This window comes from Rhizobium sp. 05N49 (assembly GCF_056396805.1).
In genome coordinates this window covers 59,372-81,202 of sequence record NZ_JBFTME010000002.1, presented here as the reverse complement: position 1 = coordinate 81,202, position 21,831 = coordinate 59,372, and the positions used below count along the sequence as shown (strand labels likewise).

General features: G+C 57.5%; 20 protein-coding genes. 10 read left to right on the top strand and 10 right to left on the bottom strand.

Annotated elements, in window-relative coordinates:
* The first annotated feature begins 6 nt into the window (after positions 1–6).
* The 5 genes from truB (at position 7) to AC1DF8_RS04555 (ending at position 5,924) form a co-directional block, all read left to right on the top strand.
* The gene (gene truB / locus AC1DF8_RS04575) at positions 7–939 is read left to right on the top strand and encodes a tRNA pseudouridine(55) synthase TruB (protein ID WP_477995110.1); all 933 of its coding nucleotides are present in this window, start codon (positions 7–9) and stop codon (positions 937–939) included.
* An 86-nt stretch (positions 940–1,025) separates the two neighbouring features.
* On the top strand, positions 1,026–1,877 hold the full coding sequence (locus AC1DF8_RS04570; protein ID WP_477995109.1) for an alpha/beta fold hydrolase: 852 nt from the start codon (positions 1,026–1,028) through the stop codon (positions 1,875–1,877).
* A gap of 153 nt (positions 1,878–2,030) precedes the next feature.
* Positions 2,031–2,300 (top strand): 30S ribosomal protein S15, encoded by a 270-nt coding sequence (gene rpsO, locus AC1DF8_RS04565; RefSeq protein ID WP_477995108.1) that lies wholly within the window; start codon positions 2,031–2,033, stop codon positions 2,298–2,300.
* A gap of 330 nt (positions 2,301–2,630) precedes the next feature.
* On the top strand, positions 2,631–4,781 hold the full coding sequence (gene pnp / locus AC1DF8_RS04560) for a polyribonucleotide nucleotidyltransferase (RefSeq protein WP_112970197.1): 2,151 nt from the start codon (positions 2,631–2,633) through the stop codon (positions 4,779–4,781).
* Positions 4,782–4,907: 126 nt separating this feature from the next.
* Positions 4,908–5,924: a class I SAM-dependent methyltransferase gene (locus AC1DF8_RS04555; RefSeq protein WP_477995107.1), complete on the top strand. Its 1,017-nt coding sequence runs from the start codon at positions 4,908–4,910 to the stop codon at positions 5,922–5,924.
* Positions 5,925–5,996: 72 nt separating this feature from the next.
* Here the strand turns inward: AC1DF8_RS04555 and fabI are convergent, their stop codons facing one another.
* Genes fabI through fabA form a run of 3 tightly spaced genes read right to left on the bottom strand, consistent with a single transcriptional unit; the run spans position 5,997 to position 8,602 of the window.
* A complete protein-coding gene (gene fabI / locus AC1DF8_RS04550; protein WP_477995106.1) occupies positions 5,997–6,803 on the bottom strand; it encodes an enoyl-ACP reductase FabI in 807 nt (268 codons plus the stop codon).
* Between the two features lies 1 nt (position 6,804).
* Positions 6,805–8,040 (bottom strand): beta-ketoacyl-ACP synthase I, encoded by a 1,236-nt coding sequence (gene fabB, locus AC1DF8_RS04545; RefSeq protein WP_029616380.1) that lies wholly within the window; start codon positions 8,038–8,040, stop codon positions 6,805–6,807.
* 46 nt (positions 8,041–8,086) lie between these two features.
* On the bottom strand, positions 8,087–8,602 hold the full coding sequence (gene fabA / locus AC1DF8_RS04540) for a 3-hydroxyacyl-[acyl-carrier-protein] dehydratase FabA (RefSeq protein ID WP_007814145.1): 516 nt from the start codon (positions 8,600–8,602) through the stop codon (positions 8,087–8,089).
* 302 nt (positions 8,603–8,904) lie between these two features.
* On the opposite strand from fabA, the gene irrA reads away from it, so the two are divergent.
* Positions 8,905–9,324, top strand: coding sequence for an iron response transcriptional regulator IrrA (gene irrA, locus AC1DF8_RS04535; protein ID WP_018114608.1), 420 nt, complete (start codon positions 8,905–8,907; stop codon positions 9,322–9,324).
* Positions 9,325–9,326: 2 nt separating this feature from the next.
* On the opposite strand, the gene AC1DF8_RS04530 is transcribed toward irrA, so the two are convergent.
* Complete coding sequence (locus AC1DF8_RS04530; RefSeq protein WP_112542860.1) at positions 9,327–9,962, bottom strand: trimeric intracellular cation channel family protein; 636 nt, start codon at positions 9,960–9,962, stop codon at positions 9,327–9,329.
* Positions 9,963–10,076: 114 nt separating this feature from the next.
* On the opposite strand from AC1DF8_RS04530, the gene AC1DF8_RS04525 reads away from it, so the two are divergent.
* Positions 10,077–10,550, top strand: coding sequence for a hypothetical protein (locus AC1DF8_RS04525; protein WP_018114606.1), 474 nt, complete (start codon positions 10,077–10,079; stop codon positions 10,548–10,550).
* 99 nt (positions 10,551–10,649) lie between these two features.
* On the opposite strand, the gene AC1DF8_RS04520 is transcribed toward AC1DF8_RS04525, so the two are convergent.
* On the bottom strand, positions 10,650–11,375 hold the full coding sequence (locus AC1DF8_RS04520; RefSeq protein WP_113146737.1) for a YoaK family protein: 726 nt from the start codon (positions 11,373–11,375) through the stop codon (positions 10,650–10,652).
* Between the two features lie 273 nt (positions 11,376–11,648).
* On the opposite strand from AC1DF8_RS04520, the gene AC1DF8_RS04515 reads away from it, so the two are divergent.
* Entirely contained in the window at positions 11,649–13,028 is a 1,380-nt protein-coding gene (locus tag AC1DF8_RS04515) for a DUF6538 domain-containing protein (protein WP_477995105.1), read from the top strand.
* Positions 13,029–13,083: 55 nt separating this feature from the next.
* On the opposite strand, the gene AC1DF8_RS04510 is transcribed toward AC1DF8_RS04515, so the two are convergent.
* From AC1DF8_RS04510 to AC1DF8_RS04495, 4 genes are all read right to left on the bottom strand, one after another.
* Entirely contained in the window at positions 13,084–15,549 is a 2,466-nt protein-coding gene (locus tag AC1DF8_RS04510) for an SIR2 family protein (RefSeq protein WP_477995104.1), read from the bottom strand.
* 140 nt (positions 15,550–15,689) lie between these two features.
* The gene (locus tag AC1DF8_RS04505; RefSeq protein WP_477995103.1) at positions 15,690–16,049 is read right to left on the bottom strand and encodes a hypothetical protein; all 360 of its coding nucleotides are present in this window, start codon (positions 16,047–16,049) and stop codon (positions 15,690–15,692) included.
* A 280-nt stretch (positions 16,050–16,329) separates the two neighbouring features.
* Complete coding sequence (locus tag AC1DF8_RS04500; RefSeq protein WP_477995102.1) at positions 16,330–17,613, bottom strand: hypothetical protein; 1,284 nt, start codon at positions 17,611–17,613, stop codon at positions 16,330–16,332.
* A gap of 764 nt (positions 17,614–18,377) precedes the next feature.
* Complete coding sequence (locus tag AC1DF8_RS04495) at positions 18,378–18,884, bottom strand: hypothetical protein (protein ID WP_477995101.1); 507 nt, start codon at positions 18,882–18,884, stop codon at positions 18,378–18,380.
* Positions 18,885–19,345: 461 nt separating this feature from the next.
* Between AC1DF8_RS04495 and AC1DF8_RS04490 the strand changes: the two genes are divergently transcribed.
* Entirely contained in the window at positions 19,346–19,699 is a 354-nt protein-coding gene (locus AC1DF8_RS04490; protein ID WP_477995100.1) for a hypothetical protein, read from the top strand.
* 773 nt (positions 19,700–20,472) lie between these two features.
* Here AC1DF8_RS04490 and AC1DF8_RS04485 read toward each other — a convergent pair.
* Complete coding sequence (locus tag AC1DF8_RS04485; RefSeq protein WP_477995099.1) at positions 20,473–21,045, bottom strand: recombinase family protein; 573 nt, start codon at positions 21,043–21,045, stop codon at positions 20,473–20,475.
* Between the two features lie 149 nt (positions 21,046–21,194).
* Here AC1DF8_RS04485 and AC1DF8_RS04480 point away from each other — a divergent pair, with 149 nt between their 5' ends.
* On the top strand, positions 21,195–21,809 hold the full coding sequence (locus AC1DF8_RS04480) for a DUF6680 family protein (RefSeq protein WP_477995098.1): 615 nt from the start codon (positions 21,195–21,197) through the stop codon (positions 21,807–21,809).
* Positions 21,810–21,831: the final 22 nt, after the last annotated feature.

Below are 21,831 nucleotides of genomic sequence, written 5' to 3'. Positions count from 1 at the left end.
AGACTGATGTCCAAACCACGTAAACCCAAGGGCCGCCCGATTTCCGGCTGGCTGATCCTCGACAAGCCGGTGGATTTCGGCTCGACGGAAGCCGTTTCCAAGATCAAGTGGCTCTTCAAGGCGCAGAAATGCGGCCATGCCGGCACGCTCGATCCGCTCGCGTCCGGTATGCTGCCGATCGCGCTCGGCGACGCCACCAAGACCGTTCCCTATGTGATGGACGGCCGCAAGATCTACGAATTCACGGTCAGTTGGGGCGAAGAGCGGGCGACCGACGACCTCGAGGGTGAGGTGACGCAGAGTTCCGACAAGCGCCCGACCGAGCAGCAGATCCGCGATATCCTGCCGAAATATATCGGTACGATCAGCCAGGTGCCGCCGCAGTTTTCCGCGATCAAAATCGCCGGCGAACGCGCCTACGATCTGGCGCGTGACGGCGAGGCCGTCGAGATCCCCTCGCGCGAGGTCGAGGTTCACCGCCTTACACTTCTCGCCTGCCCGGATGCCAATACCGCGCATTTCGAGGTGGAATGCGGCAAGGGCACGTATGTGCGTGCACTTGCCCGCGATTTCGGCCGCGAGCTCGGCTGCTACGGCCACATTTCAGGCCTGCGCCGTACCTTCGTAGCACCCTTCGCCGAAGAGACGATGGTGCCGCTTGAAAAGCTCACAGCGCTCGAAGAGATCGAGGACATGGATGAGCGTCTTGCCGCGCTCGATGCACTCTTGATTGACACCTGCGAGGCACTGTCGGCCCTGCCGCACCTTATTATCAGCGATGATCAGGCGCACCGCCTGAAGATGGGCAATCCGATCCTGGTACGCGGCCGCGATGCGCCGGTTGCCGAGAGCGAGGCCTATGCGACGGCACGCGGCAGGCTGATCGCGATCGGCGAGATCGGACAGGGCGAATTCCGGCCGAAGCGCGTTTTCGGCTGACGGCCGAAAAACAGCGGCAATTGTCAGAAGGCAGCGATGCGATATGTTTCCCGATGGGCCATAACGGCCCGTCATAGGGGAAGAATATGCGCAGAATCGCTTTGGGAATACTGACATTCTTTTCGCTGTTTATCACGGTTACGATCGCTCAATCCGCCGAGCGCTGGGCAGAGCTTCCGGCCTTTCCTCCCATGCCGGAGCCGAAGGCCAGCGGCATGGCTGAGGTCAACGACATCAAAATGTATTACGCCGAATATGGCGAGGGCGACCCGATCCTCTTCATCCACGGCGGGCTTGGAAATGCCGACATCTGGGGCCATCAGGTCGCCGATTTCGCTAGAGATCACCTGGTCATCGTTGCCGACAGTCGCGGGYACGGGCGCTCCACGCGCAGCCAGCAGCCCTTTGGCTATGATCTGATGACATCGGACTATGCGGCACTTCTCGACTATCTGAAAATCGGCAAGGTGACGCTGGTCGGCTGGTCGGACGGCGGCATCATCGGCATCGACATGGCGATGAACCATCCGGAGAAACTCACGCGCGTCATCGCCCAGGCGGCAAATGTCACGACCGATGGCGTAAAGTCCGACGTCATGAGCAACAAGACCTTCAACGACTACATCAATGTCGCCGGCGAATATTACAAAAAGCTGTCGCCGACCCCGAACGAGTACGATGCCTTCGTCAATCAGATCTCGGAAATGTGGGCAACGCAGCCCGCCTGGACCGCCGCGGACCTCGGGAAGATCACGGTACCCGTCACACTCGCCATCGGCGACCATGACGAGGCCGTAAAGCTCGCTCACACGGAGATGATGGCGAAACAGATTCCTGGCGCAAAGCTCATCATCCTGAAGGATGCCAGCCATTTCGCCATGCTGCAGGATCCTGCGGGATATGATGCGATGATCCGAGACTCCATGGCGGGGCGCTGACCAGCCGCCACGGAAGCCCCCTCTTTCCATCGCTGCTTATTTGGTTTATACGCAGCGCCAGCGTCTGGGGTATCCCCCGATTGCGTTCACGGCCAAAGCTGGACGACATCCCGGCTTTTGGCGACCTAGTCTCCTCTTACGAAAGGATCCCCGATGTCGATCACTGTTGAGCGCAAGGCTGCGCTGATCAAGGAATATGCAACCGTCGAAGGCGATACCGGTTCTCCGGAAGTCCAGGTTGCGATCCTGACAGAACGTATCAATAACCTGACGGACCACTTCAAGGACCACAAGAAGGATAACCATTCCCGCCGTGGCCTGCTGACGATGGTTTCGACCCGCCGCTCGCTTCTTGACTATCTCAAGAAGAAGGATGAAGGCCGCTACTCCAAGCTGATCACCAGCCTGGGTATTCGCCGCTAAAATTCTCCGGCGGGCGCTTTCGGGCGTCCGCCGGATGTATTTCGGGACGACGCACCCGATGAAATCTTCCAGCCGCGCACTATTTCCCGCGATGGAAGACCGGCGGACCCGGATGGGCCGGATCTGCCAGACCAACCGTTGACCTGTCATGGGGCAGGATTGCCGGATGCTTTCGGCCAGAGTTTCGCAAGAGCTTTGGCCCGATTTCCCAAGGGAAATCGTCCGCTCGAAGCTTCCCGTTGTCTTGCCCGTGATACGTCACACTGATTGCGGTCGACCCTGCGCTGCTCCTGACGGAGAAGGCGCGCTGGCTGCATTGAAGGACAAGACATGTTCGATACACATAAAGTAGAAATCGAGTGGGCAGGCCGCCCGCTCAAGCTCGAGACCGGCAAGATCGCCCGTCAGGCTGACGGCGCCGTTCTCGCCACCTATGGCGAAACCGTCGTCCTCGCCACCGTCGTTTCCGCCAAGGCTCCGAAGCCCGGCCAGGACTTCTTCCCGCTGACGGTCAACTATCAGGAAAAGACTTACGCAGCCGGCAAGATCCCCGGCGGCTATTTCAAGCGCGAAGGTCGCCCGAGCGAAAACGAAACCCTCGTTTCCCGCCTGATCGACCGCCCGATCCGCCCGCTCTTCCCGGAAGGCTACAAGAACGACACGCAGGTCGTCGTCACCGTCATCCAGCACGACCTCGAAAACAATCCCGATATCCTGTCCATGGTCGCGACCTCGGCTGCCCTGACACTGTCGGGTGTTCCCTTCATGGGTCCGGTCGGCGCCGCACGCGTCGGCTACATCAATGGCGAATACGTTCTCAACCCGCATCTCGACGAGATGGATGAATCGAGCCTCGACCTCGTCGTTGCCGGCACCTACGATGCCGTCCTGATGGTCGAATCCGAAGCCAAGGAGCTTCCGGAAGACGTCATGCTCGGCGCCGTCATGTTCGGCCACAAGGGCTTCCAGCCGGTTCTCGACGCGATCATCAAGCTCGCCGAAGTTGCCGCCAAGGAACCGCGTGACTTCCAGCCGGAAGACTATTCCGCTCTCGAAACCGAAATGCTCGGCCTTGCCGAAGGTGAACTTCGCGAAGCCTACAAGATCACCCAGAAGGCCGACCGTTACGCCGCCGTCGACGCCGTCAAGGCGAAGGTGAAGGCACACTTCCTCCCGGAAGAGGGCGAAGCCCGCTACACGGCCGAAGAGGTCGGCGCGATCTTCAAGCATCTTCAGGCCAAGATCGTCCGCTGGAACATTCTCGACACCAAGAGCCGCATCGACGGTCGCGACCTCGAAACCGTTCGTCCGATCGTATCGGAAGTCGGCCTCCTGCCGCGCACGCATGGTTCGGCGCTCTTCACCCGCGGTGAAACGCAGGCGATCGTGGTTGCCACCCTTGGCACCGGCGAAGACGAACAGTACGTCGACAGCCTGACGGGCATGTACAAGGAGCGCTTCCTGCTCCATTACAACTTCCCTCCCTACTCGGTTGGCGAAACCGGCCGCATGGGCTCTCCGGGCCGTCGTGAAATCGGTCACGGCAAGCTCGCATGGCGCGCAATTCGCCCGATGCTGCCGTCGGCGGAACAGTTCCCCTACACGCTGCGCGTCGTCTCCGAGATCACCGAGTCCAACGGCTCGTCCTCGATGGCCACCGTCTGCGGCACCTCGCTCGCCCTGATGGATGCTGGTGTACCGCTTGCCAAGCCGGTTGCCGGTATCGCCATGGGTCTGATTCTCGAAGGCGACCGCTTCGCCGTCCTCTCCGACATTCTCGGTGACGAAGACCATCTCGGCGACATGGACTTCAAGGTCGCAGGTACTGCCGACGGCATTACCTCGCTGCAGATGGACATCAAGATCGCCGGTATTACCGAAGAGATCATGAAGGTCGCTCTTGGCCAGGCCCAGGGTGGTCGCGCCCACATTCTCGGCGAAATGGCGAAGGCCATCACCGAAAGCCGCGGCCAGCTCGGCGAATTCGCTCCGCGCATCGAAGTCATGAACATTCCGGTCGACAAGATCCGCGAAGTCATCGGCTCCGGCGGCAAGGTCATTCGCGAAATCGTCGAAAAGACCGGCGCCAAGATCAACATCGAGGACGACGGCACCGTCAAGATCGCCTCCTCCTCGGGCAAGGAAATCGAAGCGGCCCGCAAGTGGATCCACTCGATCGTCGCCGAGCCGGAAATTGGCCAGATCTACGAAGGCACTGTTGTGAAGACCGCCGACTTTGGCGCCTTCGTCAACTTCTTCGGCGCCCGTGACGGCCTCGTCCACATCTCGCAGCTTGCTTCCGAGCGTGTCGCGAAGACCCAGGACGTCGTCAAGGAAGGCGACAAGGTCTGGGTCAAGCTGCTCGGCTTCGACGAGCGCGGCAAGGTTCGCCTCTCCATGAAGGTTGTCGACCAGGCCACCGGCCAGGAAATCCCTGCGGCCGAAAAGGGCGACAAGAAGAAGGACGAAGCAGCCGAATAAGCTGCGTCTTCCACGCTGACATCCGGGCGCGGAATTGTTTCCGCGCCCTTTTTGTATTCGACCTTCGCACAGTTACGAACGGCTGTGCATTTTCCCTGGAATTGCTCCAGATGACGGGACCAGACCATGAGCCGCGAGACGCTGAAGACCCTCTTCCATCCCTTTGCCAGTGAAACCGTCACGCCACCAGGCGAAGGCCAGCGTGTGCTCTTCCTCGGCGCCGAGGCGGGCTTTGCGCTTCCTGAGGGTTTTGCCGCCGCTCTGGATGCCGTACAGGGCTTCAAGCCGCTCTACAGGCAACTCCTGGCCCAGCGCATCGAGGCGAAGCCAGAGATCGAAGGTGAGGGCTACGATGCGGGCCTGGTGCTCTGCACCAAGCACAAGGGCGAGAACGAGGCCAATATCGCCGCTGCCCTTTCGCGTGTGAAGGTTGGCGGCCTGATCGTCATTGCCGGCGGCAAGGAAGACGGCATCCAGCCGCTGCGCAAGCGGATGGAAGGCTTCGGCCTCGATATCGAACACATGCCCAAATATCATGGCGTCGCCTTCTGGTTCGGCCGGCCGGCCGATGTCAGCGAGATCGTTTCGAAGTTCGGCAAGTCGCCGGTGCGGGTCGAAGGCCGCTTCATCGCCTCGCCCGGCATGTTCTCGCATGACAGGCTCGACGCCGGTTCACAGCTCCTCGCCTCGCGCCTTCCGACCGATTTCACCGGTGACGTGGCCGATTTCGGCGCCGGCTGGGGCTACCTCTCCGTTGAACTGGCAGAGAAATCCCCCAACCTTGCCCGCCTTGACCTCTACGAGGCCAACTACGAGGCTCTGGAGGCTGCGAAGGCCAATCTGGCGGAGAACTGCCCGGACGCGCCTGTGCGCTTCTTCTGGCACGATCTGGCGGGCGAGCAGGTGCGCGACAAGTACGATCTCGTCATCATGAACCCGCCCTTCCACGAGGGCCACGCTGCCGAACCTTCGCTCGGCCAGGCGATGATCAAGACCGCAGCCTCTTCGCTACGCGGCGGTGGTCGGCTGATGCTGGTCGCCAATCGCGGCCTGCCCTATGAGCCGGTTCTGGCGGAGCACTTCAAGGATAGCGGCGAAACCTGCCGCAACGCCCGCTTCAAGGTGCTGTGGGCCCGGAAATAGACGAACAAGAAACAAATAGAGAGACGAAAAAGGCGGCCGATGGCCGCCTTTTTTATTGAATTGTAGAGCCGCTTAATCGACGTCTGCGTTGCGCAACGTTTCCAGCGCCGGCATCGACGTAATATTAAAGCCGGCATCGACGAAGTGGATTTCGCCGGTCACGCCGGTCGAAAGGTCCGACAGCAGGTAGAGCGCGGAGCTGCCGACCTGATCGATGGTCACCGTTTTGCGCAGCGGCGCATTGCGCTGGTTCCACGAGAGGATCGCGCGGGCATCCGAAATACCCGCACCAGCGAGCGTGCGGATCGGGCCGGCCGAGATCGCGTTGACGCGAATGCCGCGCGGGCCGTAGTCGGCCGCGAGATAGCGTACCGAGGCTTCCAGAGCAGCCTTGGCAACACCCATGACATTGTAGTTCGGGATGACGCGCGTAGAGCCGTTATAGGTTAGCGTCAGCATGGTGCCGCCGTCTTCCATCAGCGACGCACAGCGCTTGGCAATCTCCGTGAAGGAGAAACAGGAGATGACCATGGTGCGGCTGAAGTTTTCACGCGTGGTATCCGCGTAAAGGCCCTTCAACTCATTCTTGTCGGAAAAACCGATGGCATGGACGACGAAATCGAGCTTGCCCCAGCGCTCCTTGATCGCGTCTATGACCGTATCGACCGAAGCGATATCCTCGACATCGCAGGGGAGCAGGAAGTCGGAGCCGACTTCTGCCGCCAGCGGCTTGACTCGCTTGCCGAGGGCATCGCCCTGGAAGGTGAAAGCCAGCTCTGCTCCCTGTGCAGCGAGCGCCTTCGAAATCCCCCAGGCGATCGAGTGGTTGTTTGCGACGCCCATGATGAGGCCGCGCTTACCCTGCATGATTCCCGTCATGTTATTGTCCGTTATAGCGCTGGAATACGAGCGTGGCGTTGGTACCGCCGAAGCCGAAGGAATTGGAGAGAGCAATGTCGATCTTGGCATTGTCGATACGCTTGCGGACGATCGGCACGCCTTCGAATTCCGGATCGAGTTCCTTGATATGCGCGCTTTCGCCAATGAAGCCTTCCTGCATCATCAGCAGGGAATAGATCGATTCCTGCACGCCGGCGGCGCCGAGCGAATGGCCCGTCAAAGACTTCGTGGACTGGATATGCGGCATCTTTTCGCCGAAGACTTCGCGGATGGCGCCGATTTCCTTGCTGTCGCCCACCGGGGTCGACGTGCCGTGCGTGTTGATGTAGTCGACGTCGCCCTTCACGGTCGCCAGCGCCTGACGCATGCAGCGAATAGCACCCTCGCCCGAGGGGGCGACCATGTCATAGCCGTCGGACGTCGCGCCGTAGCCGATGATTTCGGCATAGATCTTGGCGCCGCGCGCCTTGGCATGTTCCAGTTCCTCGAGGACCAACACACCAGCACCGCCGGCGATGACGAAGCCGTCACGGCTGACGTCGTAGGCGCGGGAAGCGGTATCGGGCGTATCGTTATACTTGGAGGACATGGCGCCCATGGCATCGAAGAGGTTCGACATGGTCCAGTCGAGGTCTTCGTGGCCGCCGGCAAACATCATGTCCTGCTTGCCCCACTGGATCATTTCCACGGCATTTCCGATGCAGTGCGCGGATGTGGAGCAGGCAGACGAAATCGAATAGTTGACACCGTGAATCTTGAACCAGGTGGCGAGCGTTGCCGATGCAGTAGACGACATGGCCTTGGGCACGGCGAAGGGGCCGATGCGCTTCGGGCTGTTGTTCTTGACGGTGATCTCGGCGGCTTCGATGAGCGTGCGCGTGGACGGCCCGCCCGAGCCCATGATGATGCCGACGCGTTCGTTTTCGCTGTAATCCTTGTCTTCGAGGCCGGAATCGGCGATCGCCTGCTTCATGGCGACGTGGTTCCAGGCGCCCCCCTGCGACAGGAAGCGCATCGCGCGGCGATCCACCAGTTCGGCGAGCTTGTCTGTGCCGAGCTTGGGGCTACCCCAGACCTGGCACTTGAAGCCGTGTTCGGCGAAATCGCTGGAGAAGGAAATACCGGACTTTGCCTGGCGCAGGGATTCGGTGACTTCGGCCGCGTCGTTTCCGATCGAAGACACGACACCTAGACCCGTGACAACTACCCGTCTCATCTGATCAAACCCTTGTTGTTTTCGTGAGCCGCTCGAAATGCGGTTTTCAGGCCGTCTTATCTTTCGAGAGACCGACGCGAAGATCGGTCGCCTGATAAATGGTTTCGCCGTCCGCCTTCAGCCAGCCGTCAGCGGTGCCGAGCACCAGACGGCCACGCATGACGCGCTTGAAGTCGATGCCGTATTCAATCAGCTTCGTGTGCGGGCGAACCATGCCCTTGAACTTCACTTCGCCGGTCGAGAGCGCCATGCCGCGGCCCTGTTCACCGAGCCAACCCAGATAGAAACCGGTCAACTGCCACATGCCGTCAAGGCCGAGGCAGCCCGGCATGATGGGGTTGCCTTCGAAATGGCAGGGGAAATACCAGTCGTCGGGACGAACATCGTATTCGGCCCGTAGATAGCCCTTGTCGAAGGCGCCGCCGGTCTCGGAAATGTCCGTGATGCGATGAACCATGAGCATGGGTGGCAACGGCAGCTGCGCATTGCCAGGCCCGAACAGTTCACCATGTGCGCAGGCGATAAGTTCTTCGTAGGAGTAGCTGGACTGTCTGGTCGTCATAAATCTCTGTTTCCCCCCGCGTTCTTGGCGATGGATGTGTGTCTTTAGTCCAAGTTCCCCAGAAAATGAAGCGCAAGCATGGCAGCTTCATTTTTTGGTCCTGGACCGGGCATAAGCCATTATTTGGTGGTCGCATACAGGAAGGCCAAGGCCGCGACCAGAGCTATTTGCGTCAAAAGCCCGTTTTTGCGGCCTTTCGAAGGCTCTTGTCCCCATTGAACTATTGAAAGGCTTTTGCGCAAAAGTTATATCGCTTGAACAAACATGATTGCTTTTCGCCAGAATAACCGGAGTTGGTGTTAATGACGGGTCAGACCCCGATCGCCATTGAGGTCAGGCTGCGCAGCGCAGGCCTGCGTCCCACCCGCCAGCGCGTTGCGCTTGGCGATCTCCTGTTTGCCAAGGGCGACCGGCATTTGACCGTCGAGGAACTGCACGAGGAGGCGGTTGCCGCAGGTGTGCCGGTGTCGCTTGCGACCGTCTACAATACGCTGCACCAGTTCACCGAAGCCGGCATGATCCGCGTTCTCGCCGTCGAGAGCGCCAAGACCTATTTCGACACCAATGTCTCCGACCACCATCACTTTTTTGTCGAAGGCGAAAACGAGGTGCTCGATATTCCGATCAGCAATCTGACCATCGACAATCTGCCGCAGCCACCCGAAGGCATGGAAATTTCCCATGTCGACGTGGTGATCCGCCTGCGCCAGAAGCAAGGCTGATCTTACATCACATCGTCAGGATGCCGGCCCGGCATGTGTTTGTAGGTCGGGAATGTCCAGCCGAACCACAAAGCTCCAGCGCGCACTGCGAAGGCCGCCGCGACGCCGCAGGCCGATGCGACATAGAGTTCGGCGCCAAGCGCATTGACGCCGGTAAAGACGCCCGATCCGACCAGCGCCGCCGTCACGTAGATTTCGGGCCGCAACAGCACCGAAGGCTCGTTTGCCAGAAGATCGCGCAGAATGCCGCCGAAGGTCGCCGTCAGGGCGCCGGTGACGATGGCAATCGTCGGCGAACCGGTAGCGGCAAGTCCCTTGGCGGCGCCAAGCACGCAATAGGCGGCAAGACCGACCGCATCAAGCCAGATCAGCAGGCGATAGCGCGATTCCAGCAGATGGGCGGTAAAGAAGACGACGACTCCCACAATACAGCAGATGACGATGTAGAATGGATTCAACACCCAGAAGACCGGTACGCGGCCGAGAATGATATCGCGCACAGTGCCGCCGCCTGTTCCCGTCACGATCGCAAAGAACAGGAAGCCGATCAGGTCCAGCTGTTTTCGCGAGGCGGCGAGCGCGCCCGTCGCGGCAAACAGGGCGATGCCGGCATAATCGAGATAGACGAGCAATGACATCGAGGCCTCCAGACCGGCAGAACGGGGCACACTGAATCATTGCGGCAAGGGCGGCGCAAGGCGGCGCATGGAGAATGGGAGGCCAGAGAAGCCTTTATCCATAAGAGGAAAGCCGTGAAGACGCTGCTGCCCGTACTCCTGAACGTCATTTTGCTGCTGGTGATGCCAGTCGCAGCCGTCGCACAGCAATCGCTGATCTCCGACCCGGAGATCTACGAAAAGAAGCATTTCCAGGAGCAATGCACGGAAGCATCCTTCGGTGATGGCTTCCTTATTCGTCAGGATATTAACAATGACGGGCTGATAGACGCCGTCGTCAACGAGGGTCAACTTACCTGCGACGGCCAGAAGGGTCCGCAATGCAACGAAGACGGCTGCACCTATAATTTTTATCTTCAGGTGGCTGAAGGCGGCTACTTCATGATCGCCACCGCGCAGATCTACGGCTACGACTTCGTCCAGCGTTTCGGCAACATGGTGCTCGCCATGAAGATGAACCCGCGCTTCTGCGACCGCACCGGCGGCGATCCTTGCATCGTCACCACCCGCGTGCGGGGTACGAAATTCGTCACGATCTCCAAGAAATAGGCTCGGCGCGTAAAGAGCGCTGAGGTATGGCCGACGAAGTGGCGACCTAGGAAGCCGTACCTTTAGCGAAGGGCGGCGACACGCTCAACATCGCAACGCTCAGGCTCGCCTGCTATGCACCTGATGCGTCTGGGAAGCGATCTTCTGATTGAACCGACGCTGCAGCGGGCGGGGAATAAACAGAGCCACAATCGCCAGCGCCATCGCGAAAATGGACACCAGCCAAAGCGCCGGCGCGCCCACAAGACGCGTCATAAGGGCTCCGCTGATGGCTCCGAGCACCATGCCGCCCAACGGCACGATCTGGATCACCCAGTCGAGGCGCCGGTCGCCGATAATCCAGCGGCCAATGCCGCGACCGAAGCGCGACAGCGCACCGGTCACATAGGTCAGGCCGATCGGCAGCCCTTCTATATGCTCGACCGCCGCATTCACCATGCCCATTGCGAGTACGATCATATAGAACCGCGCCATCAGCAGATCCTGCAGCGTCATCATCGAGGCCAGCGCCAGCATGAGGCTGACACAGCAGAGCACGACGAAGATGCGCCGTTCGGCCCGATGCGCGACGACGATGCCGGCGGCATTGCCGAGCACGAAGACGATGATGGCCGACATAAGCACGGCAGCATGCCTGACATCGCCGCTGCTCAGCGCCAATGCTGCGCGCGTCGTATTGCCCGTCATGAAGGATACGAAGTCGCCGGTCAGAAGCAGGCCGGTCGCATCCGTCATGCCAGCCAGAAAGGAAATCGAGCCGACCAGCGCCAGACCGGTCGCGGTCCTGCGGGTTCTGATGATGCGGCGACGTCTTGCTCGTGTCATGGTCCGGGTCCGGGAGGCGCCGAATCGGCCAGCCTCAACGACGGATATGAAAACCCGTTTCCAGCTGTTGGCAAACCGGCAACTGAACAATCCTGACAGATGTCAGTTATGCTGACCTAAAAAGCTTGTTGATCTGCAATCTGGGAAGATTTGGTGGAGCTAAGCGGGAGACAACCTCATCTGGAAAATTTCTCTTCTCTGTCAAATCCTTATTGAAATTCATATACCTGCGGGACTAGATATGGGTACTTTCTTGGGTACTCGGAGACTTTGTTGGCCGTCTCATCTGATCGCATGTTTTTGGAGCTTCACGGGAACCAGTGGCGCGTTGTCGTAAATGTCCCCAGGACGTTACGCGCGAGCCTCGGCACCAAGCTAAAGAAATCACTCGGGACCGACAGCCTCAAAGAAGCGAACCGGCTCAAGTGGGAGGTTATCGCCGAACTCAAAGCGACCATCGCCCACGCCGAAAATCCAGCGCTCTCGTTGGAGGCGGCCCGATCTATGAGCCGCGAGCGAGCAATGCAGAAAGCGATTCAATTTGCCGAGCAGCGTAAGGGTGCTTTCGATCCGGTGTTGCGAGACGAGATTGATGAAGAGATTGACTGGCAGGCAGAGTCCCTTGCAGGTCGGCCCAGTGCCACCAACGAGGATGGGCATGAAGTCTTTGACCCCGATCGCTTACGGCTTGCTGCGGAATTTTCTCAGTTGGCGCGGGGGGACAAGACACCAATCGACCTTCATCACGAAAAGTTTCTGGCAATGTCGCATGTCAAGGCTCGCACATTGGCGGACGACAGGCGGGCGATGAAACTCTTGAAGGATTGGTGCAACAAGGCCGGTGTTCCGCCTCATCTTCAGAATATGACCAAGAAGGAGGCCGTTCGGTTTTGCGACGAGCTTCCAAGCCTCACCGCCAATCTCACCCCTGTCACCCTCAACAAATACGTTAGCCGCCTCTCGGTCTATTGGACCTGGCTAGAGAACCGGCACGAAGTCGAGTCCAACATCTGGCAAGGACGGCGCTTGCGTGAGCCTCAGCAGACCACCGACCAGAAGGAACGCCCGTTTACTGACGATGAAGTCAAGGCTTTACTCGAAGGCCCCGCCGAACCCCAAATGGACGACCTCATGAGGATCGCCGCCCTCTCCGGAGCCCGCCTGGATGCCATTGTGTGCCTCAAGGTGAAGGACTGTCGAGATGATGGCGTGTTCGTATTCAAGCCTCAAAAGAAGGAGCCCGGTCCACGTCTCTGCCCCATCCATCCCGATCTAGTCGAGATCGTTGAGCGCCGGAAGAAGGACAAAGCACCTGAGGATGACATCTTCCCCGAATGGCCCGGCGTGAAGAAATCCACCTCGCTACGAGAGCGCTCCTTCAAGACCTCTAACGAGTTTACCGCATATCGCCGCAGCGTTGGCGTGGAGGAAAGACGCGAAGGCAAGCGCAGGGGTCTCGTGAACTTCCATAGCTTCCGCCGCTGGTTCATCACCAAGGCAGAGCAGGCGGGGCAACCGGAAAGCACCATCGCAGTCGTGGTCGGGCACAAGCGGCAGGGTATGACCTTTGGCGTCTACTCGGGCGGCCCGCTCCTTGAGCAGGCACGCCAGTGCGTTGAAGCGGTGAAGCTTCCTCCTGAGCAAACACGATAATTCTGCGTTCAGCAAGCTGGTAATCCACGGTCTACGCCGCCCCTCGATCAAAAAGCTACATTGGGTGCGTCTTAATGAGGCCAGACGCTAAAACGGCTGAAAGCCAATTACCGGCTTGTGATCGCTGATGTCCCTCGGGTACAACTCCGAGCCTACGCTTCGCTTGATTGAATACATTATCTAACTGAGACATTAGGAGCCCGTGCTGAACCTCTAAAACGGTATTTCCCCGCACCTCGAGACTTTTCACTATTTCGCTTAAAGTCTCATAGGGGTGATGAGTTAGCTCACTGTCTCGTAAGAGCCGGCCCACGATGTCTAGCGCCTCTTTGATATCTCTGAAAAGATCGGTTCCAGAACGCATCTTAGCGACAGCTCGCATTGCTAAGAACTTTGCCCTACGATCTTCTAGCTGCTTTCGGTTATATTTTTCCGGTCGCCTTTTGTCCAAAGCGTCTGCCGCTGTATTGCCCATGTCTAGATATTTTTCGGCATCAAGCCAGTTTTTACTTGCGCACATGGCCATGTGCCACTGAAGCCAAAACAATGGCATTTCCCTGAAAAACGATATCTTCGAAACATGGTCGAAAAAGCGGTATATCTCGCTCTCGTCAGAAACAATCGAGCTCAAGATAGAGTATCTCATCAACTGGGCGAATAAGTGTTGCTCGAAATCTGTCCGTCGGATGTCGCTCGCCATCTTTTCAAGTATGAATATTGTTGTGTTCACGATGTCGCGGGTCTCAACGATCGTCCTCAATAGATTTCGAGTGCCAATAGAAGGAACTGTCTTAACAACATCCCTCTCTACTCGCAGTAGCCGCAATCCTCCGCTCTCAGCCTCCCTGCGTTTTAAAATTGAAACGAAATCCTGTTCGAATATGTCGCTCAGGAGAGATGTCGGGGCGTCGAAGCCGATATTCGCGATGAGGAGCGCCGCGATGAACATCTGACGCTCATTTGCGTTCGAGAAGCTAATCTTGTTGTATTCTTCACGGTATTTTTCTCGCACGTATTCAGAGTCAAAGAGGCGCAGCAAGACGCTGGGTATGACCCCTTTACAATCAATTTCGATGAACCGCTGGCGCTCGGCAGGTGATAATGCACGGAAATTTCGCCACCCTGCTATCTGATCGACTAGAGCAACTAGAGCGCCTATCTCGCGAGGCCTTAACCGGCTTGTCTGGACCTCTTTGAAGGAAGGCACAGCTCTTATACCCCGAAGCTTGCCGGACTCGGCTTCGGTGGAGATGGTCCTGGACGTCAGTATTAATCCACCACTACTGGCTGCAACCTGCCTAGCCAAACCCAGGAGGCGATCTTCACGGAGGCTGAAACAATTTTCAATCACGAGAACAGCATTGGGGTAGTATGCCAATATTGACGCCGCTTCATCGAGCACGTCTGAGTAGGTGTGTCGGATTGTGAAAACGGGCCTGGCACTGGAGCATCGATCTACGACGTCGGCGACAATCAGGGTTTTTCCTTCACAAATATCACCATGCAGAAGCACAACTGACCCGTTATGATCTAAATGCTCCAGGATCTGCTGGGTTTCATCGCGAAGGACGTGATAGTCAGGCGCCGAAATGTCGTTGTCCCGTTTTAAGTGCCCCGGGACCACTTTGCCCCATATGAATAGATCTTCGATATCCTGTACCGGCGGGACGGAGGCGCTAGGCAGTGGGAGAAGATATCGGGAAAAGGAGGCAAGTTGCGGTTCGACTGGTGCCTCAGACTTGAGCACCTCCGTGATCAATTCACCTAAGTGCTCTCGGCCCGTGTAGAGTGGCTCGCCAAAATCTTGTTGGGTAGCATACTCATCAGGATCAGGGTCCGACGATGGTCGATTGATAAAGAATGCTTTCTTCTTGAGTCCTGAAGCATCGAAAAATACTTGGGAGAGATGAAAGTCGGCAGCGCTAAAACCTACGAAAACGACAAGCTCCGCCCGTTCGATGTCGAACCTCAACTTGTCGAGCCAGTTTCTGACACCGGATAAGCGATGATAAGAATCTGTGTCTAGAACGCAGCTCTCTAGAAAGTTGCGATCATCCCAATTGTTGGCGCAGCCATGCAGGTGGATAACTGGCGTCCCGCTTGCGCTCGAATTAGGGTCGTCCAAGTTGTTAACAGAGCTAAATTTCCGCCTTGCGGTTTGCATAGCGAGCTCGACTCCGTTGTCATAGTTCGTCGTATAGATTGCCGCCCAAGGGTAATTTACAATGTCCACGATCGACGCGGAGACTTTACTAAGGTGAAACCGCTCTTGGAGAAGCTTCATCAACGAATGATTTCCGATCTCCTCTCTAAACTTCTTCGCTGCGTTCCGAATATCCCGGAAGCCATTTTGCTTTCCGCGTCTTTTTAACTCTTCGTTTAAGATCGAAAGCAGATGAATGGTTACTCCCACGGTGGACTCATCCTCAAAGTTGAGACAGTCCGCTGTTAGGCCAGCTCCGCAAAAAAGGATTGCGTTCCCGTTGCGCCCTTTTTCCAAAGCTTCTTGTAACCGCGACATTTAATCCTCCTTGCGACTGCCTGAATGCCCGCATTACCAGAAAGACGTAATCAGATCGCTAACGCCGCGCCCAGGTTGTAAACGTCCCCTGAGGGCACCAGTTCGCAAACAAATCGTTGGCGGGCGACTCTACATCCCTCTCAATCCCTCAAAGACGCCTGATAGCCGTTGCAAATCGCGTACCAGCAAGCCTTCTTATCGTCGCTCTCCTGCCACCCCGGCGCACAGAGCACGACCCGATGAAACTTGGCGTTGCATAAGCCATGATTGGCGAGCAGGCGGGGATCGTCCATGAACCACGGCCTGAGGTCTTTGCTTCGTGTCCACTTCGGTACGGCCTTCCAATCGGCATCGCCTCCGGTTTCGCTTAGAGGCCCCACCGCGCAGGACTTCCAGTTTGAAAGCACAATGGGTTGATCGCAGGCGAAAGCTTCGGGAATGCCGACAATGGACAGAAGGGCTAATCCCAACATCAGCTTCTTGCGAATGCTAGACCCCATCACTTCCCCCCGCTCAATGGCTGGCTATGAAGCAGACTTTACGGCTCCTTTCGGCAGACGCAAGGAATGGCTTTGTGGCATTGGAACGGCGGTAGATTGCCTATCATCATCTCTTCCCCCAAAGGCAGCGCCGGAAGGGAGCACAGTGTTGGTCACTTTGAGATACAGCCCCTAGGTTACTTTAAGCAGCTCAAAGCTGCCATTGAGCTGAAGGTGATGAGGGGTCTAGAGCAATTAGGTCTCTAGCTATAAGGCGTCCCTAGAGGGCCATAGTGGGGAGTTATTTGGCGGGCGTTTGTACTGGCTTTTCAATCACCGGAAGCGGACGGCCAGCCTTCAAGGCACTAATTTTCTGCATGGTCTCGATGGCCAGATCCCTGTTGCTCACGGCCACCATAATGCCATCGTGCATTGGCAATGCGACCACGCCCCTTGAAGCCAGCTCGATCAGAATGCCGACTAGGATTTCGCTTTCCAGCCCCATCAACTCAAAGCCAACAGTGGTATCAAAGAGCGGAGCGATGGTGTGATGGAACTCCGACGCTGCTGCCTTGAAGCGCGCCATGTTCCAACCCTCAGGCAATGCCTCCTTGATGCCGGCAGGCAGGCTACGCGCCTCAGTGTTGCGGAAGAACAGCGACGCGATGAGCGATTTCACAATGTCACGATACCCTTCCAGGCCCGGAATTGCATATAGGTCGCCGCTAGGTCGCGTGGCCCCTTGCCGACTATAAGCAAGCTGGACGAACATGGATGTAAAATCGAGATCCGCCACCGGCTCTCCCCCAATGGTCAGCAAGTGGCGTTGATCTTTCGGCAGGTCTTCCCAGAAGCCACCGTAAATTCTGCCATGACGGTCGAACTTATGAGCATCTCCGGGCTGATCGATGCGAAACTTTCGGACAAGATGGATGGGGCCAGTCTGATGACCGCCAAGACGAAGGTCGGCACGGTTTAGAACCCCGTTGATCTCCGCCATCTCCATCCGCATGGTGTCCGCCTCTTGGCAGTCAACGTAGTCAACAGGCGTCTTGTGTCCGTTCCTTCGGCTTCCCGCCCAAAGCTCGATTGTTTCCCGGCCTTCTAGGTGATGGATGTCTGCAAGTGCTACCGCATGTGCGGCAACGAGCTGCCGGAAGCGTGACGTCGGGGTCACGACGGTTCGCCGCTCCTTGAAGATTGCCTCTTCGACCGTGACGAGGCCCGCATTTTCGGCCTCCTCAATCGCCATCCTTAAGACGTCGGTGTTGAAGTCTTTCCGATCGTATCGAGTGAGCTTCCCGTTGCCTAGTGGCACGGCCAAGCCGGCATAATGAATGGGACTCAGGGTGGTCACTAAAAGGTTGCCCACGAATGTCGCGGTGCAAAGCTTCCGGCGCTTCTCGGCGTCGGCTCTGTGCTTTCTTCCGGGCGTGATGATCGGAGGCGCTAGCATTTCGAAGATGCACTCGGCCAATGCGATGAGACTGCCGCCGCCAGCGGTCAACCATCCGTCATAGTGGAGGACATGGGGCAACGCGTTGTGGGCTGCCAATTTCTGGGGAAGCAATATGCGCTCCAACATGTGCGTCCCCACCTTAGCCAGGAGATCAGACAGCGGCGAGGACTTTGTTGTTGATCAGGACGCCTTTGCGACAGGCGGATGGGATGGATGGGGACCGAAGCGTTCGGTGCGCATTGCGATCACCTCGGGCACTGCTGAACGGGCTAGCTCGTCGCATGCCTTCTCCAGCGCCTCCCCGATCTTCCTTAGGACGTGCCCGGAAGAGCGAGGATAGGCGTGAAGCTCGGTCTGCCTGGTACCTCCCGCTAGGGGGTCCCATGTATCCCACTTGCGGTGGGTGCCGCTAGCGAGCCTATGGACAGCCTTCGCGGCTTGCACGATGCGGAACTCACGGGTGCGGTGGCTGCCGAAATCATCCTCAATGAGGGCTGCAACCCCGAGATAGATGGCTATGAGCCGCCGTGTGGGAATTTCCGCCGCCCGTAAACGCGCAAAGGCGATTCGAGCGCGATATGCTGCCGATTGTCCCCGCAAGTTCATCGCTGGGTCTGGGCGTCCCACGCCAGCCATGAAGTGCTCCAGCTCCCAATAGGTCCCACGATAGGTCGAGTCCTCTCGATGTTCCTTAATCCACCGTTCCGCGCTCTTAACGTAGGGGACCAACTCAGACGCCTTATAAGTCGCGTGCCAGTGGGAGCCATGCCGACCTTTATGCTGAACGTGGTGACGGCAGTGGAACCGAGCGAGCCCTTTGCCTTCCGATTTCTCCGTTGGCCTGTGGCAACCAGGAACTGAGCACCTTTCGCCATTGTAGTCGAATATGATTACCACGTTGGTGATCCAAGGCGCTCTTTGCTATGCGCGCATTTATGTGCTTGTCCTTTTGCTATTTGCTCGACTTCTTTCAACATCTGTTTTTCTTCGCGCTCGGGCTGCCGAAAGCTCGGTTGGAAGTGAGTCGCAATTGCGGCGCTTGCCAGCCAGGTATCAATGTTGGCTGTCGCTGTGGTCTCGCCCGTTATCGCTTTTTCGAAAAGGCTATTATCCGCGTCCTGAAATCGAGCGCTCATCCCGGGTGACTTTACCACGATCTCGACCTTTGGATTGGTACTGAGAACCGCGTCGCTCAACTCTACCAACAAATAATTGAACGCTGCTTCCAACGCGAAAGCATACATCGCCTGGACCTCGGATATTTGGCGGCCCGAAAAAAGCACCTTGTCGAGGCCTCCGCCCAGGATGCGCACTGCGTACCCTGCGGGGACTTGCCCTTTTATGTGCGATCCGGATTGGGTTGCATGGATCAGTAATCGAATAGGCTCTATTTGCATCTCTTTCTCCGTTAGTGTTCTAAGCCAGATGAGGCTAAGTACCTTATGTTTCAAAGAAAGATTATTCTAAATAAATCCCTCCATTTCGGCATGTCTCCACTTGAGGACATGGAAGACGTTACAGCGCACGCTCTCTGGCGTAGAAATATTTTCCAATTATCTGCGGCCCTTCTGTGCGATTTGAAACTTGCGACAGATTCACCGAGCGGGTAATGAGTGCTTCGAGCGCAGACGCGGCGTTCCGGAGTGTGGAAGCTCTGAAGTCTAGCGGTAATGGCCCCCACCGGAAGGGGACCGACCTTGACCTTAAGTTGGTCGGGGGACCTAGGTTATGTCCAGGTTCCACCGAACTAAAAGCTTAGGGCCGACTAGACTCGGCTTTCCACGCCCCCGATCAAGGGGTCATTGAGAGGCAAGCTTGCGGCGAGCGTACCGCAGGCGAAGGCCTTAGGGGAAAATCGATGAGTGTAGATACGCTTGAGCAGAGACCTGAGGTCCGCCATGAGGGCCAGAGCGGTACACCTACCAGCCAGACCGCGCCTATCCCACTTTCACCCATTGCCATCGTTGCGCTGAGCGCGTTGGGCATCGTCATTGGTGGAGGGCTGGTTTTGCAGCTTTCGCCATGGGGCTCTTTGGGCCGCTACCAGTTCGCTGGCTTCGGTCAACGGGTTGTACGCATCGACACCACTTCCGGTGCCATTTCTGCTTGTTATTTCGATGGTGGAAATATTGGTCGGCCCGCGACCTGCTTTCCGTGGAGCCAGGCGAGCCGGGACTTCGTGCTGACCAAAGACCCCGCAGCCACCCATTGAGCGCGCTGCGAGGATTGAGACTTTTGCATCTACCGAGGGACGTTCAAGTAGCAAGGCCCAACAGACTGCGGCCTTCAGCCACGCTCACCCACCGGCGATACCGGGAAATCATCTTGTGAAGCGTTCGGTGACAACAGGCACACAGAAGTGCCATGTCGGCAACACGGGTTTCCCTTTCGTGTTCCGCCTCTGCTAGGGGAACTCTATGATGGGCCTCGTATCTGCTCTCTTGAAACCCGCGATCAATCGGGGGCGGTGACACATTGCACATCTCACATTGAAGCTCTGTGCCGCGCAATTTGGTCAGAAGCCGCTGGCGAAGGCGCTGGTCTCTCTGCCGATGCCGAACGGTTAGCCAGCGCCCCTCAACGAAAACCTCATCGTCAGGTAGCTCATCTGGACCATCATTCGAAATGAACGAGGCTCTCAGGGAATTCGCGAGGACAGCAAGCTCATCCTTTCGTGCCTTTGGGTAGTCCGCGACTGCGGCTTTATCCGCCTTTGAGGAGCTTAGCTTACGCCCGGGCTCCGCCGCAGACAGCAAGTTTTGCATCTTCAAGGCAACCCCGTCGGGATTGCGGAAATTATTGCGCCGCCTCACTGCTGGATGGATGGACGCATTTTGCAGAAGGTCGGAGAGAGCAATCACTTCGGTATGGCGGCGATCGAGAGGAGCGTTGTGCTTATAGAGAAGATCCAATGCCAGAAGCGTCTCTTCACGCGTCCATTTAGGATTTCCATGTCCACTAGTAACTGGCATCTGTCCCCCGATCTCAAGAAGCTGCCCGACTCTCTTTCAGTATTCTAAAGACACTCGCCCTGCTTATGCTCAAGGCGTCTTGTATGTCCTGCACAGTTTTCCCCGCAGCCTTGAGGTTTACCACCTGTGCCGCCTGGTCTCGTGCTGTGGGTGCTCGGCCTTTGTATTTGCCTTCTGCCTTAGCCTTGGCAATGCCTTCCCGCTGCCGCTCCAACATCAGTTCTCGCTCAAACTCAGCGATAGACCCCAACAGATTAAGCATAAGCTTGCCGGTAGGCGTGGACGTATCAAGGTTCATAGTGAGGATGCGAAGCTCAACACCCTTGGCTTTAAGCGCCGCCGTGATGGCCACGAGGTCCACCACCGAGCGGGCAAGACGGTCCAGCTTCGTGACCACCAGCACGTCCCCCTCACGAACAAACTCAAGCGCACGCTCAAGCTGGGGTCTTTCGTTCGCCACCGAGGAAAGCTGTTCCTGGAATATCTTGGTGCATCCTGCCGCTTCCAGGTCGCGGAGCTGAGCTTCTAGTCCCGCCTTCTGGTCGATGGTGGATGTGCGGGCATAACCAATCATCACTGCTGGCATCGTGGCGTCCTCACGGTCTCACATAAGTCCAGGACTATGAGATACCAATAGTCTCAAAATGTCAACACCACCTATGTGCGACTGTTTTAGCGGCCCAACGCGAGACTCACATGGGCTTGGTCTATTGAGACTTGCGGTTCGTGGAATCTATGGCACCTTGCTCCAAAATCGGGCGAGGGAAAGTGATGCTGGGTTGGGTACCCCAAGTTGATTGGGCGGTTGTAGCTGCAACGTTCGTTGGTCCGATTGCGGCAGTGGCAATAACCCTCTGGTATCAAGAAAGATCGGCTTGGAAGAATAGCAGACGCAGCTTGTTTGTTTCCATGATGCGGACCCGTAGACATCCCACAAATGCAGAATTTGTTGGTGCGTTGAACCTTGTACCGGTTTACTTCTATTCCAAGAAGGCGGTCATGCAGCGTTACAACGAACTTATGGCCATTTTTGACGACACGATGTGGCTTCAAGCAGAGGCCCGCGCACGGTTGGTCGAGAAGGCGGACCTTCATGTCGCTTATCTTCTGTCGGAAATGTCAAAGGCAGTCGGAACGCCAGTCGAGCAGCTGCAAGTTCTTCGAGGTGCCTACGCTCCGCAAGGATGGCAGGATGAGGAGCAGGATCAAAAGCGCCTGAGAGAAGCTCTTACCGCCATAGCCGTGGGCAATGCCGTGCTACCAGTTGCCGTCATACCGGCACCTCCATCGCTAACCCAAGCCGAGGCCGCCGCAACGCCGGAAGACGGTGAACAACCGCGTGGTGACTGAACCCTCATTTTGAGGAGAACGG

Coding starts and splice junctions, on each gene's coding strand:
- truB (WP_477995110.1), top strand. CDS start 7: ATGTCCAAACCACGTAAACCCAAGGGCCGCCCGATTTCCGGCTGGCTG.
- rpsO (WP_477995108.1), top strand. CDS start 2,031: ATGTCGATCACTGTTGAGCGCAAGGCTGCGCTGATCAAGGAATATGCA.
- pnp (WP_112970197.1), top strand. CDS start 2,631: ATGTTCGATACACATAAAGTAGAAATCGAGTGGGCAGGCCGCCCGCTC.
- AC1DF8_RS04555 (WP_477995107.1), top strand. CDS start 4,908: ATGAGCCGCGAGACGCTGAAGACCCTCTTCCATCCCTTTGCCAGTGAA.
- fabI (WP_477995106.1), bottom strand. CDS start 6,803: ATGACGGGAATCATGCAGGGTAAGCGCGGCCTCATCATGGGCGTCGCA.
- fabB (WP_029616380.1), bottom strand. CDS start 8,040: ATGAGACGGGTAGTTGTCACGGGTCTAGGTGTCGTGTCTTCGATCGGA.
- fabA (WP_007814145.1), bottom strand. CDS start 8,602: ATGACGACCAGACAGTCCAGCTACTCCTACGAAGAACTTATCGCCTGC.
- irrA (WP_018114608.1), top strand. CDS start 8,905: ATGACGGGTCAGACCCCGATCGCCATTGAGGTCAGGCTGCGCAGCGCA.
- AC1DF8_RS04530 (WP_112542860.1), bottom strand. CDS start 9,962: ATGTCATTGCTCGTCTATCTCGATTATGCCGGCATCGCCCTGTTTGCC.
- AC1DF8_RS04520 (WP_113146737.1), bottom strand. CDS start 11,375: ATGACACGAGCAAGACGTCGCCGCATCATCAGAACCCGCAGGACCGCG.
- AC1DF8_RS04510 (WP_477995104.1), bottom strand. CDS start 15,549: ATGTCGCGGTTACAAGAAGCTTTGGAAAAAGGGCGCAACGGGAACGCA.
- AC1DF8_RS04505 (WP_477995103.1), bottom strand. CDS start 16,049: ATGGGGTCTAGCATTCGCAAGAAGCTGATGTTGGGATTAGCCCTTCTG.
- AC1DF8_RS04500 (WP_477995102.1), bottom strand. CDS start 17,613: ATGTTGGAGCGCATATTGCTTCCCCAGAAATTGGCAGCCCACAACGCG.
- AC1DF8_RS04495 (WP_477995101.1), bottom strand. CDS start 18,884: ATGCAAATAGAGCCTATTCGATTACTGATCCATGCAACCCAATCCGGA.
- AC1DF8_RS04490 (WP_477995100.1), top strand. CDS start 19,346: ATGAGTGTAGATACGCTTGAGCAGAGACCTGAGGTCCGCCATGAGGGC.
- AC1DF8_RS04485 (WP_477995099.1), bottom strand. CDS start 21,045: ATGCCAGCAGTGATGATTGGTTATGCCCGCACATCCACCATCGACCAG.
- AC1DF8_RS04480 (WP_477995098.1), top strand. CDS start 21,195: ATGGCACCTTGCTCCAAAATCGGGCGAGGGAAAGTGATGCTGGGTTGG.